General features: G+C 66.2%; 11 protein-coding genes and 1 riboswitch. Of the genes, 8 read left to right on the forward strand and 3 right to left on the reverse strand.

Going from position 1 to position 13227, the window contains the following annotated elements:
* The first annotated feature begins 18 nt into the window (after positions 1-18).
* Both QRM95_RS19360 and QRM95_RS19365 read left to right on the forward strand, forming a co-directional pair.
* Positions 19-210 carry a hypothetical protein gene (locus QRM95_RS19360; protein WP_285249056.1) on the forward strand — a complete coding sequence of 64 codons (192 nt, stop codon included), beginning with the start codon at positions 19-21 and terminating at the stop codon, positions 208-210.
* A gap of 105 nt (positions 211-315) precedes the next feature.
* Complete coding sequence (locus QRM95_RS19365; protein ID WP_018762118.1) at positions 316-618, forward strand: DUF4193 domain-containing protein; 303 nt, start codon at positions 316-318, stop codon at positions 616-618.
* Positions 619-771: 153 nt separating this feature from the next.
* Here the strand turns inward: QRM95_RS19365 and QRM95_RS19370 are convergent, their stop codons facing one another.
* Entirely contained in the window at positions 772-2328 is a 1557-nt protein-coding gene (locus tag QRM95_RS19370) for an APC family permease (RefSeq protein WP_285249057.1), read from the reverse strand.
* A gap of 221 nt (positions 2329-2549) precedes the next feature.
* Here QRM95_RS19370 and QRM95_RS19375 point away from each other — a divergent pair, with 221 nt between their 5' ends.
* Positions 2550-3029 (forward strand): Dps family protein, encoded by a 480-nt coding sequence (locus QRM95_RS19375; protein ID WP_285249058.1) that lies wholly within the window; start codon positions 2550-2552, stop codon positions 3027-3029.
* A 75-nt stretch (positions 3030-3104) separates the two neighbouring features.
* Here the strand turns inward: QRM95_RS19375 and QRM95_RS19380 are convergent, their stop codons facing one another.
* Positions 3105-4664: an MFS transporter gene (locus QRM95_RS19380; RefSeq protein ID WP_285249059.1), complete on the reverse strand. Its 1560-nt coding sequence runs from the start codon at positions 4662-4664 to the stop codon at positions 3105-3107.
* An 82-nt stretch (positions 4665-4746) separates the two neighbouring features.
* Here QRM95_RS19380 and QRM95_RS19385 point away from each other — a divergent pair, with 82 nt between their 5' ends.
* The 4 genes from QRM95_RS19385 to QRM95_RS19400 all read left to right on the forward strand — a co-directional run bounded on the left by QRM95_RS19385 (position 4747) and on the right by QRM95_RS19400 (position 11268).
* Complete coding sequence (locus QRM95_RS19385) at positions 4747-5283, forward strand: TetR/AcrR family transcriptional regulator (protein WP_285249060.1); 537 nt, start codon at positions 4747-4749, stop codon at positions 5281-5283.
* Positions 5284-5393: 110 nt separating this feature from the next.
* Positions 5394-5490: riboswitch (glycine riboswitch) on the forward strand.
* A gap of 187 nt (positions 5491-5677) precedes the next feature.
* Complete coding sequence (gene gcvP / locus QRM95_RS19390; RefSeq protein ID WP_285249061.1) at positions 5678-8536, forward strand: aminomethyl-transferring glycine dehydrogenase; 2859 nt, start codon at positions 5678-5680, stop codon at positions 8534-8536.
* 72 nt (positions 8537-8608) lie between these two features.
* Entirely contained in the window at positions 8609-9757 is a 1149-nt protein-coding gene (gene gcvT, locus QRM95_RS19395; RefSeq protein ID WP_285249062.1) for a glycine cleavage system aminomethyltransferase GcvT, read from the forward strand.
* Between the two features lie 71 nt (positions 9758-9828).
* Positions 9829-11268 (forward strand): L-serine ammonia-lyase, encoded by a 1440-nt coding sequence (locus QRM95_RS19400; RefSeq protein ID WP_285249063.1) that lies wholly within the window; start codon positions 9829-9831, stop codon positions 11266-11268.
* Between the two features lie 57 nt (positions 11269-11325).
* On the opposite strand, the gene QRM95_RS19405 is transcribed toward QRM95_RS19400, so the two are convergent.
* Entirely contained in the window at positions 11326-11868 is a 543-nt protein-coding gene (locus tag QRM95_RS19405; RefSeq protein ID WP_285249064.1) for a TspO/MBR family protein, read from the reverse strand.
* A gap of 121 nt (positions 11869-11989) precedes the next feature.
* Here QRM95_RS19405 and QRM95_RS19410 point away from each other — a divergent pair, with 121 nt between their 5' ends.
* Positions 11990-13123 (forward strand): lipid II:glycine glycyltransferase FemX, encoded by a 1134-nt coding sequence (locus tag QRM95_RS19410; RefSeq protein WP_285249065.1) that lies wholly within the window; start codon positions 11990-11992, stop codon positions 13121-13123.
* Positions 13124-13227 lie beyond the last annotated feature (104 nt).

Here is a 13227-nt window from a genome sequence, read left to right on the forward strand (position 1 = left end):
GCTGCGTAGGTTTCAGGGATGACGGCTACTTTGCTCACCCGGCTCCGCGACTGGGCCATTGATACCTTTACCTGTGAATCAGAGTCCGAGGCCGCCGGCGCCATGGCCGATGCCACCCGGTGGGGGTGGCTTCCCGCCTTGAGCGGAGTCTCCGTCGGCGCCGACCATGCCCGCTCCGAACATCTGGGAAGGGTGTCCGGCGGCAACTGAATGTCTGCTTGGCCACACTATTGCGCCGGGGCCGGGATGATGCCCTAAACTGCTTCACTGAGGTGCCTGAAATGGCGCTGTGCAGCAACGAAAGTGAACATGCTAATGGCTACCGATTACGATGCTCCACGCAAGCAGGAAGAGGAGTCTCCCGCTGACTCCCTGGAGGCCCTCCAGGCGTCCCGGAGCGGCAACGCTCAGACCGCAGTCATCGACGTCGACGAGAATGACACCGCTGAAGGCATCGACCTCCCCGGCGCCGATCTGTCCAACGAGGAACTCACCGTCATTGTGGTTCCCGAGCAGTCCGACGAGTTCACCTGCTCTTCCTGCTTCCTGGTCCGCCACCGGTCGCAGGTGGCCCGCGAAAAGGACGGCCTGAAGTACTGCCGCGACTGCGAGGGCTGAGCCCCACCCGTTCTCCCGGCGCCGGTTGCCCCTTCGGGGCGGCCGGCGCTGCTGTGTCTCCGGCCGCCGTCGTTATCAAAATTCGCCTCCGTGACAACGGAAAAGGTGCCGTGCCCCGGTTGGGGGCACGGCACCGTTTTTGGACGCTTCGCTTTATTCCGGCACTACCAGGGCGGGCGTGTCCTTCTTGAGCGTTTCGCCGCGGAAGAAGCCCGGGTGCGTGCGGGACATGACCAGCATGACGACGGCGCCCAGGGCCAGGATGCCCACGCCCAGGATGAATACCAGGCCCACGCCGAAGACCTCGGAACCGCTGCCGAACTCGGGCGCCAGGCTGTCCACGGCGGTCTGGACGAACACCACGAACAAGCCCACGCCGCCCACCACCGGGCAGACCAGCCTGAACAGGAAGTGGCGCATGCTGTTGAACAGGCTGTGCCGGAAATACCAGGTGCAGGCCAGTGCGGTGAGGCCGTAGTAGAAGCAGATCATCAGGCCCAGCGCCAGGATGGTGTCGTTCAGGACGTTGTCGCTGACCACATGCATCACCGCGTAGAACCCGGCGGAGACGACGCCGGCAGCAATGGTGGCGAAGCCCGGCGTCGCGAACTTCCGGCTGATCCGGCTGAAGGGTTCCGGCAGTGCGCCGTAGTGGGCCATGGCCAGCAGGCTGCGGGACGGCGACATGAACGTGGACTGCAGGGAAGCGGCCGAGCTGGAGAGCACCGCCAGGGACATCAGGATGGCGAACGGGCCCATGATGGGGGAGGCCAGCGCCGTGAAGATGTTCTCGTGGTTTTCGGCGTTGTTCAATCCGTTGCCGGTATCTCCCACGCCGGCGAACATCATGGTGGCGATGCTGACCAGGAGGTATATGGCCAGGACGATGACCGCGGTGAGGGTGCCCGCCACGCCGGCGGTCTTCTTGCCGTTGGCGGTTTCCTCATTGACTGTCAGGCAAACGTCCCAGCCCCAGTACACGAAGATCGACAGGGAGATGCCGGCGGCAACCTGGCCGAAGGTCTCGATTTTGGTGACGTCGAACCAGTCCCAGCTGAACGGGATGGCGGTCTCGGAGGTGGACCAGTTGGCGAAAGCCATGACGACGAACAGGCCCAGGACCAGCAGCTGGAATCCCACCAGGCTGTACTGCACCATTTTGGTGGTGTGCATGCCGCGGTAGCTGACCCAGACGGCCAGTGCCACGAACACGAAGCATGTGATGACGTTGAGCGCCTTGTTGTCCGCCAGGTCTGCCAGTTCGGGGGAGCCTGTGACCTGGGACAGGAAGAGATAGAAGAAGTCGACGGCGACGCCGGCCAGGTTGGACAGCACGATGATGTTGGCGGCCAGCAGGCCCCAGCCGCCCATCCAGCCGATCCAGGGGCCGAACGCTTTGGTGACCCAGGTAAAGGTGGTGCCGCTGTCCGGGGAATCGGCGTTGAGTTCCCGGTAGGCGAGCGAGACCAGGATCATGGGGATGAAACCGATCAGGAAGATGACTGGCAGTTGGAGCCCGGCTTCGTTGACGGTGGGTCCAAGTGCGCTGGTAAGCGTGTAGGCGGGGGCAATGGTTGAGATGCCCAGGACGACGACGGCCAGCAGGCCGAGCTGCCCGCCCTTGAGTCCCTTGGCGCTGACGCCGCCCGTGGACGGTGCGTGGGCGTGGGGGCCGGATTTGGAGGTACTGGTCCGGATTGTCTCTGTCATGGCACCACTTTCTGGAAGGCTGTGAGACGGAGGTCACTATATGAATGGCGTTCATTTAGTATGGGACCGCCGGCCCTGTGATGCAAGACGCAATATGAACCACATTCGTTTATGACTGATTTCCATAATTAGTAAGCTCACTGAGAAATTTCCGGATTGCCGGCCGCGGGGCAGTCTACGGCTGGTAGCGTCGGCCCTACTGGACCAATCGAGGAGGACGCATGAAAGCTTCACCGACACTGACCAACAACCTGCAGGCAGTCCTTGCCGACCTGATCGAACTCCACATCCAGGGCAAGCAAGCGCACTGGAACATCGTGGGCACCAACTTCCGCGACCTGCACCTGCAGCTCGATGAGATCGTTGACGCTGCACGCCAGTTCGCCGACGATACGGCCGAGCGCATGCGCGCCCTGCACGCCCTCCCGGATGGCCGCAGCTCCACCGTTGCCGAAACCATCAGCCTGGCCCAGTTCCCTGACGGGCTGATCAGCACCGCGGACGCCATTGAGCGGATCGTCGCCGCCATGGAAGCCGCCGTGGGCACCATGCGCAAAGTCCACGACGAGGTGGATGAGGAAGATCCCACCTCCGCGGACCTTTTGCACGAGTTCATCGCCCGGCTGGAGCAGTTTGCCTGGATGGTGCAGGCAGAAAACATGAAGCCTACCGCCAAGGTGACTGCCGCCGACTCCAAGTAGGCCAAGCGTCCCACCCCTTGGGCGCCCCGTACCGGAATTGATCCGGCGCCGGGCGCCCTTTGCGGTCCCGGGCGGTCAGGTGGCCTTGGGCACTTTCCGCAGCACGACGGCGGCGAGAACTGCCGCCGTCGCCATCAGTACCAGCCCGATTGCCGCAGTGATGTGCACGCCGGAATCGAACGCCGCCGCCGCAGCGTCCCGGACCGCGTCCGCCAGCGGGCCGGGCAGGACGGCGGCCGCTTCCATGGCGCCCGCCAGCGTTTCCCCGGCGTTGTGCAGCGCGGTGCCCGGGAGCATGCCATCCAATCCTGCCGGGAGGCGCAGGTTGTGCTGGTAGGAGGCCGTCAGGATGGAGCCCAGGACCGCCGTCCCCAGCAGTGAGCCCACCTCGTATCCTGTTTCGGAGATGGCCGCGGCGGCGCCTGACTTTTCCGGGGGCGCGGAGCCCAGGATGAGGTCATTCGAAATGGTTTCCGCCGTCCCCACGCCCAGCGCCAGGACCAGGAGCGCTGCCAGCAGCAGTGCGGGTCCGCCGTCGTGGTTTCCGAACGCCACCAAGGTGTAGCCAGTGGCACTGAACGCCAATCCGGCTGCCACCACGTATCCCGGACGGACCTTGCGGACCAGCGGCACCACCACCAGGCCGGCCACCACCGTGGCTGCCAGCGCGGGAATCATCGCCACCCCCGCGGCTGACGGGCTCAGGCCCTCAAGGAGCTGGAGGTGCTGGGCAAGGAACAGGATGAAGCCATTGAAGGAAAACAGGGCCAGGATGTTGGCGCTGATGGCCATGCTGAACACCCGGTTCCGGAACAGCGACATGTCCAGCAGGGGGTGTTCCAGGCGTTGCTGGCGCCGCACGAACACCACGCCCATCGCCGCGCCGAACGCCATGCTGCCAAGGCCTGCCGGGCCCGGACCTTCGGTGGCAACATCCTTGATGCCGTAGACCATGGGAACCATCACCAGCATGGAAAGCAGGATGCTGGGGACGTCCACCCTGCCCGGCGATGGGTCCTTGGATTCCGGGATCAAGGTTCTCCCCAGTGCCAGCAGGGGAAGCATCAGGGGTACCGCCACCAGGAACACGGCGCCCCACCAGAAATGCTCCACCAGCCAGCCGCCGAAGATTGGGCCCAGGGCTGCGCCTCCGGAGAACCCGGCAGCCCAGATGGCGACGGCCATTCGCCGGCGGTTGGGCTCCGGGAAGATGTTGCGGATCAGCGACAACGTGGAGGGCATCAGCATGGCCCCAAAGAACCCCAATGCGGCCCGTCCGGCGATCAGCCACTCCGCGGTGGGCGCAAAAGCCGTCGCGGCGGATAACCCGGCAAAGCCCGTGCTGCCGATAATGAGCAACCGGCGCCGCCCGATCCTGTCGCCAAGGCTTCCCATCGATACCAGGAGTCCGGCCAGCACCAGCGGATAGGCGTCGATAATCCACAGCAGGTGGACGCCGGAGGGTTCCAGGGCGCGGGTGATGGCGGGAAGGGCGAATGTCAGGGCGGTGTTGTCCACGGCGACGAGCAGCACTGGGAACATCAGCAGCCCCAGCGCGAGCCAGTCGCGCCGCGGGGAGCGCGCGGCCGCTCCGCCGGTGCGTGCGGGCACCAGGGTCGAAGGGGAAGTCGTCATGAAATAACTATACCGTCCAGACGGTATAGTTTGAAATCCGCGATTTCCCGTTTTGCCGCCGGGGGAGGGCATGATGGGAAGCATGCCCCGAAAGCCTGTAGCCCGTGACGCGGTCCTTGATGCCTTCGAAACCCTCCTGATTGAGGTGGGGGAGCGGGCAGCAACCTTGGACGCGGTGGCCAAGAAGGCGGGGGTGTCCAAAGGTGGGCTGCTCTACCACTTCCCCAACAAGGAAGCGCTCATCGAAGTGCTCCTGGACCGTTTGGACGGGCTGGCCAAGGAGGACGCCGACGCCATGGCCGGGGCCGCCGAGGGGGCGGCCGCCTACTTCATCCGTTCCTCCGTCTGGGCGGACACTCCGCTGGACCGGGCCATCGTCGCCGCCACCAGGCTGGCGGAGGTGGCGCACCAGGAAACGCGACGCCGATTCGCAGCCATCCAGCAGCGGTGGCTGGATGAGATCGCGGCCGACGTAGGGCCTGGACTGGCCAAAGCGGTCCTGTACATGGGGGACGGGCTGTATTTCAACGCCATGCTGTCCGTGGGCCCGGCACCGCAAGGGGGAGCGGCCGCTGACGTGGAGGAACTCCTGGCGGCCCTGGAGCGGCTCCGCAGGTAGCCTTCGCCATTTGCCGGGAAGGGTTGCGGCATAGGACAATGGAATGTTGTGAGGGCTGTCACCGGCCCGCATGATCCAGCACATGGCTGGTTTAACAAGTGAATAGCCTTTGATCTGCGGCGGGAGAGTTCTGCCGGTGTACAGGCAGGCGCCGTAGGAGCAAATCCTCCCCAGGAATCTCGCAGGCCCCCGTACCGCCGCGGCGAGGCGCCTCTGGAAAGCAGCAGGCGGTTCCCATGGCCCCCATCAGGGTCAGGAACCGGTGTGCTCACCGACGGTGCAAGCGGGTCCTGCCAGGCAGGCACCGCGGAAACTCTCAGGTCCAATACAGAGCGGGGAGGAACCCGAATCGCTGTGGCGTACCCTGCGCCGCCTGAGTAAATGGAGTTCCTTCGTGCCGGTTAGCCCAGCCTCCACCACCTTCGTAGACCGCCATATCGGCGCGAGCCGCCAGGCCGACGTCGACACCATGCTCAAAGCCGTTGGCTACGACACTGTCGACTCCCTGGTTGACACCGCCGTCCCCAAGGTCATCCGCCAGGAAACCGCCCTCCGCCTGCGGGACGCCCTCAGCGAGGTGGAGGTCCTGGCTGAGCTGCGCAGGATCGCCGGCCGGAACAAGACTGCCGTGCAGATGATCGGGCAGGGCTACTACGACACCGTGACGCCGCCGGTGATCCGCCGCAACATCCTTGAATCCCCGGCCTGGTACACCGCCTACACCCCGTACCAGCCCGAAATCTCGCAGGGCCGGCTCGAGGCGCTGCTGAACTTCCAGACCATGGTCCAGGACCTGGTGGGACTGCCCATCGCCAACGCCTCCCTCCTCGATGAAGCCACCGCCGTTGCCGAGGCCGTGCTGTTGATGCGCCGCGCCAACAAGTCCGCGGCGGCCAAGGACGGCAAGACCGTCCTGGACATCGACGTGCTCCCGCAGACCATCGCCATTGTCAAGGGCCGCGCCGAGGCGCTCGGCTTCGAGGTGGAGGTCGCCGACCTCTCCCAAGGCCTGCCCGACGGCGACATCAATGGCGTCGTGCTGCAGCAGCCCGGCGCCTCCGGCCGCGTGTGGGACCAGTCCGCCGTGATCGCCGCCGCCAAGGACCGGGGCGCGCTGGTGACGGTGGCCGCCGATTTGCTGGCGCTGACCCTGATCACCCCTCCGGGCGAGCAGGGCGCGGACATCGCCGTCGGCTCGGCCCAGCGTTTTGGCGTGCCGTTGTTCTTCGGCGGCCCGCACGCTGCCTACATGGCTGTCCGCAAGGGCCTGGAACGTTCCCTGCCCGGCCGCCTGGTTGGGGTGTCAAAGGACGACGCCGGTGTTCCCGCCTACCGTCTGGCTTTGCAGACCCGCGAGCAGCACATCCGCCGCGAGAAGGCCACGTCCAACATCTGCACGGCCCAGGCGCTGCTGGCCATCGTTGCGTCCATGTATGCCGTGTACCACGGCCCGGAGGGGTTGAAGGCGATCGCGGAAACGGCGCATGGCCACGCCCGTACCCTCGCCGCGGCGCTCAAGGCCGCCGGCCTGGACGTCCTGCACACCTCCTTCTTCGACACCCTGACGGTGCGCGTTGCCGGCCGCGCGTCAGCTGTGATCTCCGACGCAGAGGCCCGCGGCATCAACCTGCGGCGCATCGACGCCGACACCGTAGGCATCTCCCTCGACGAAACCACGACGCCGGCCATCGTCGCCCAGGTTGCCGACGTCTTCGGCGCCCCGGTTGCCGAGGTCCACGGCGAGGGCCAGGGCTTCGGTCTTGAGGCCGCCGTCGAGCGTTCCTCGGCCTATCTGCAGCATCCGGTGTTCAACACGCACCGGTCTGAAACCCAGCTGCTGCGTTACATCCGCAGGCTCTCTGACCGTGACCTGGCCCTGGACCGGACCATGATCCCGTTGGGTTCGTGCACCATGAAGTTGAACGCGACGGCTGAGATGGAAGCGATTTCCTGGCCGGAGTTCGCCTCGATCCACCCGTTCGCCCCGGACTCCCAGACCGAGGGCTGGCGCGAACTGATCACCGGGCTGGAGGCTGACCTGGCCGAGATCACCGGGTATGACCAGGTGTCCATCCAGCCCAACGCCGGCTCCCAGGGCGAACTCGCCGGCCTGCTGGCGATCCGCGGCTACCACCACTCCCGCGGCGAGCAGCAGCGCACCGTCTGCCTGATCCCGGCCTCGGCGCACGGCACCAACGCCGCCTCCGCCGTCCTCGCCGGCATGAAGGTCGTCGTCGTGGCCACCGCCCCGGACGGCACGATCGACCACGACGACCTGACGGCCAAGATCGAGGCGAACAAGGATGTCCTGTCGGCCATCATGATCACCTACCCCTCCACCCACGGCGTGTTCGACGGGGATGTCCGGGAAGTCTGCGACGCCGTCCACGCCGCGGGCGGCCAGGTCTACATTGACGGGGCCAACCTGAACGCCCTGGTGGGCCTGGCCCAGCCGGGCCGGTTCGGCGGCGACGTCTCGCACCTGAACCTGCACAAGACCTTCTGCATCCCGCACGGCGGCGGGGGACCCGGCGTCGGGCCCGTTGCCGCGAAAGCCCACCTGGCCCCGTTCATGCCCGGGGACGCGAACAAGGCCGCCCACGAAGAGGGCCACGGGGTGGCGATTTCGGCGTCCCGGTTCGGTTCGGCCGGGGTGCTGCCGATCTCGTGGGCGTACGTGAAGCTGATGGGCGGGCAGGGCCTGACCGAGGCCACCAAGTCCGCGCTGCTGGCCGCGAACTATGTCGCGTCCCGCCTGAACGAGTACTTCCCGGTCCTCTACACCGGTGAGGGCGGGCTGGTGGCGCACGAGTGCATCCTGGACCTGCGCGAACTCACCGCGAAGACCGGGGTCACGGCCGAGGACGTGGCCAAACGGCTGATCGACTTCGGGTTCCACGCCCCCACCCTGTCCTTCCCCGTCGCGGGCACCCTCATGGTGGAACCCACCGAGTCCGAGGACCTCGCCGAGATCGACCGCTTCATCGAAGCCATGATCACCATCCGACAGGAAATCGACCAAGTGGCCAACGGCGACTTCGCCGTCACCGACTCACCCCTGCGCCACGCACCCCACACGGCCGCCGCCGTCGTCTCCTCTGACTGGGACCGCGCCTACCCGCGCGAGCAAGCAGCCTTCCCGGCCCACCACAAGCAGGACAAATACTTCCCGCCCGTCGGCCGCATCGACGGCGCCGCCGGCGACCGCAACCTCATCTGCTCCTGCCCGCCGCTGTCCGAGTTCGAGAACTAGACCACTCCCGTGGTTGAGCCGGCCGGCACCGGGTTTTCGGCCGGCTCAACCACCGCTCCCAAAGGACTTTCAATGACTGAGAAGTACACCGCGCTCTACGACGAGCACAAAAAGCTGGGCGCCTCGTTCACGGACTTCGGCGGCTGGCAGATGCCGCTCAAGTACAGCTCCGAACTGGCCGAGCACCACGCCGTCCGCAAGGCCGCCGGGCTGTTCGACCTCTCCCACATGGGAGAAGTCTGGGTGACCGGCCCCGACGCCGCCGCCTTCCTGGACTACGCCCTGGCCGGCAAACTGTCCGCGGTCGCCGTGGGCAAGGCCAAGTACTCGCTGATCTGCAACGAAGACGGCGGCATCATCGACGACCTCATCACCTACCGCCGGCCGGCAGCAGCGGACGGCACCGACGTCTTCCTGGTAGTCCCCAACGCAGGAAACGCAGACACCGTCGCAGCAGCATTGCAGGAACGTGCCGCACGGTTCGACGTGAAGGTGGAGGACGCCTCAGCCCGCACGTCACTGATCGCCGTCCAAGGCCCGGCAGCAGAATCGATCCTGCTGCGGCTGCTTCCGGCAGCCCGGCATTCCCTGGTGACAGAGCTGAAGTACTACGCCGCCGTCGAGGTCCCCTTCCTGGTGGGCGGTGCGGGCCTGGACCTGCTGTTGGCCCGGACCGGGTACACCGGCGAGGACGGCTTCGAGATCTTCGTGGACAACGCGGACGCCCCGGGCCTCTGGCAGGCGCTGATCGCCATAGCCGACGAGGGCCAGCTCACCCCCGCAGGGCTCGCCTCCCGCGACTCCCTCCGCCTCGAAGCGGGAATGCCGCTCTACGGCAACGAACTCTCGCTGGAAGGCGACCCGTTCGCCGCCGGCCTGGGCGCCGTCGTCGCGCTGTCCAAGGAAGGCGACTTCGTCGGGAAGGCCGCGCTGGCAGCCATCAAGGAAGCCGGTGCAGGCAGCACCTCCGGCCGCCGCCTCGTGGGGCTCAGGGGCCAGGGACGCCGCGCCGGCCGCGCGCACTACCCGGTCCTGAAAAACGGCGCCACCGTCGGTGAAGTCACCTCCGGCCAGCCTTCGCCCACCCTGGGCTACCCGATCGCCATGGCCTACGTCGACGTCGAGCATTCGGCGCCGGGAACCTCCCTCGAAGTCGACCTTCGCGGTAAGGCCGAACCCTTCGAAGTCGTCGGCCTCCCGTTCTACAAGCGCCAAAAATAGCGCCGGACAGCCGGTGGTTTTGCTTGTCGAAACCCCGCCCCCACCACCCGTTTTAGTTAGGAACCAATCGCATGGCTGTTGGCGTTTTTGATCTGTTTTCGATTGGGATCGGGCCTTCGTCGTCTCATACTGTGGGGCCGATGCGGGCTGCCGCCGTTTTTGCGGAGGAACTCAAGGCCTCGGGTGTGCTGGCTCACGTGGCGTCGTTGCGGGTGGATTTGTATGGCTCGTTGGCGGCCACGGGCCATGGGCACGGGACGATGACCGCGATCCTGCTGGGCTTGGAGGGGTTTCACCCGGAGTTGATCCTCCCGTCGGAGGTGGAGGAGCGGCTGGCCGCGATTGCCGGGACGGGGACCTTGCACCTCGCCGGCGCCGTGCCGCTGCCGTATGGGGTGAAGGACATGGTGCTGCGGCCCCTGACGGTATTGCCCCGGCACACGAACGGGATGACGTTCACCGTCACCGATGCTGCCGGTGCGGTGGTGCATGCCGCGACGTTCTTCTCGGTCGGTGGCGGGTTCATCGTCCGGGAGGGTGAGGAAGACGCGGCCCGGCAAGAACTGGAGGAGTCCAAGAAGGAGCTTCCGCTGCCGTTCCGGACCGCGGCGGAACTGTTGGAGCATTGCGCAGTGACCGGGTTGGGAATCGCCGACGTGATGCTGGTGAACGAAAAAGCCTCCCGCGGCGAGGAGGAGATCCGGGCCGGGTTGCTGCACATCTGGTCCGTGATGGAAGCCTGCGTTGCGGCCTCGTTGAAGCGTGAGGGCGTGTTGCCGGGCGGCTTGAAGGTCCGCCGCCGCGCCCCTGACTGGTTTGAGCGGTTGAAGAAGGAATGCGCCGACGGGCAGGACACGGACCAGGACGCCGCGTGGGACGCGGGCCCGTTCGATCCCCGGTATTGGCAGGAATGGGTTAACTTGGTGGCGCTGGCCGTGAACGAGGAGAACGCATCCGGTGGCCGCGTGGTCACCGCCCCGACGAACGGGGCGGCCGGGATCATCCCTGCCGTGTTGTTCTACGCCCTGCATTTCGCTCCCGGCATGGACAAAGCCACCGGCGCTGACCGCGACGACGTCGTGGTCAAATTCCTGCTCGCCGCCGCCGCCGTGGGGGTGCTGTACAAGGAACAGGCCTCGATCTCCGGGGCCGAGGTCGGCTGCCAGGGCGAGGTGGGTTCCGCGTCCTCGATGGCCGCCGCGGGCCTGGCCGAGGTCATGGGCGGGACCCCGGCGCAGGTGGAGAACGCCGCTGAAATCGCGATGGAACACAACCTGGGCCTGACCTGCGATCCGATCGGCGGGCTGGTGCAGGTGCCCTGCATCGAACGGAACGCGATCGCGGCCGCGAAGGCGATCAACGCCGCGAAGATGGCGCTCTGGGGTGACGGGACCCACCGGGTCTCCCTGGATGAAGTCATCATCACCATGCGCGAAACCGGCAAGGACATGTCCCACAAATACAAGGAAACCGCCATGGGCGGCCTCGCCGTCAACGTCGTCGAATGCTGACCACAGCCGCCGCTTTCCGGAACCCGGGCGGCCCTTCCTAGTTGTGGGCGGCGCTTCCTAGTTGTGGGCGGCGGCCCACCAGTTCAAGGAAGCGGCAAACACCAGCCAGGAAATGTATGGCAGCAGGAGTATCCCGGCGGTCCGGCTGATGGGACCAAAGAAGAGGACCGTGACCGCAACGGCGGAAATGAGTGCCAGGATGATGCCAAACCCAAGCCACAGGGCAAGAGTTCCAAGGGCAGGGTAGAGGGCGAAGAACGCAGGGGTCCAGGCAAGGTTGAGGAGCAACTGGATCCCGTAGGCGGTGAGGGCGCTCCGGGTCTGTTCCGTCCGCTTGCGCCACACCAGCCAGCCGGCAACAGCCATCGCCGTGTAGAGGATTCCCCAGACCGGGCCAAACACGCCGTTGGGCGGGGACCAGGGCGCCTTGTCCGCCGTCGCATACCAGCCGTTGACGTTGCTGGCCGACGCCAGTCCGCCCAACGCCGCCACCAGCAAGGAGGCCACCAGGAAGGCGGCGAGCCCGGCCATTTGGATCCCGGCGCCATAGGGCCGCCCGCCCTCCGCGGAAGTGCTGCTCTGGTGCCGGTCTGGCCTCATCCTCCAACCCTTGCCGACCCCGGGCAGCCCCGTCAAGGCGCCGCCCCGTGGACGGTCGGCGCCATGCCAGGCAGCGCCGGGAGAAGGGCTCCAGTGGCTGAGGCTTTAGACTTGATGCTGCATGTCCGCACGCATCCAGACCCACCGAAACCGCGCACAAACCCGATTGGACACGGCCCCCTTGCGAGAATTCACCGCACGTTTTGCCACAGCCGAGGAAATTGAGAACTGGGACAAGCACGTCACGGCCAACCCCAACGGCGGCAACATGCTGCAGTCCGCTGCCTACGCCTCGGTCAAGAACGGGACCGGCTGGAAAGTCCGCTTCCTTGTCCTGGAAGCCCCGGGAAGCTCCAGCTACAACCTGGTCCTGGAAAAGTCATTTCCCGTCCTCGGACGGCTTTGGTACCTCATCAAGGGCCCTGATGTTGCGGCCGCCGCAGACTTGAAGGCTGCCCTCGAAGCCTGTGCGGCTTTTGTCCGCAGCCGGAAACTGAACGTCTTCACCATCAAGGTGGAACCGGACATCATCGACACCGCCGGGGCGCAGCAGGACATCCAGGCGGCAGGCCTTGTCAAGGCCCCTAACATCCAGTCCAACGACTCCACCGCGCTGCTGGACATCTCGGGCAGCCCCGAGGACGTGTTCAAGGCGATCTCCTCGCGCGCCCGCAACGCCGTCCGGCGCGCCGAGCGCGAGGGCTGCCAGGTGGTACGGCGGGAACAGGGCCCGGAAACCTACCGCGCCCTTTACGACCTGATGGCAGACACCGTCAACGCCAAAGGCTCCATGCCCCTGCGCAGCTACGACTACTACGCCAAGTTCTGGGACGAATTCTGCAACCGTGGCCAGGGCAACTTCTTCTTCGTCTATGAGGATGGAAGGCCCAGCGTCGGAGCTTTCGTGATCAACTACGGTGCCAAGGCAACCTACAAGGACGGCGGATCCACCCAAAACCGCAAGCAGTACGGGGACTCGCACCTGGTGCAGTGGGAAGCCATCCGCCGCATGCAGGAACTCGGCTGCACCGAATACGACTTTTGCGGCACCCCGCCGGCGGCCCGGATCAAGGACAAAACCCACAACCTGTACGGGATGGGCATGTTCAAGACCAGCTTCACCAAGACCGTCACCGACTTTGTGGGCTGCTACGACTACGTCCTGTCCCCGCTGCGCCACAAGCTCTGGACCAGTGGCGGCGAAAAGGTGCTCCGCCGGATTGAGACCGCCCGGACCGGCCAGCAGTTCTACTGACCGGCATCCCCGCGGGACGCAACCCACCGCAGCCCACGGCCGGACCGTACGCCCCGTGCAGCCCGCCCCGAACACCGTCCGCCCAGCGCGTGCCCACCAGGCCG

The sequence above is a fragment of the Pseudarthrobacter sp. efr-133-R2A-89 genome, from assembly GCF_030209315.1.
Lineage (GTDB): Bacteria > Actinomycetota > Actinomycetes > Actinomycetales > Micrococcaceae > Arthrobacter.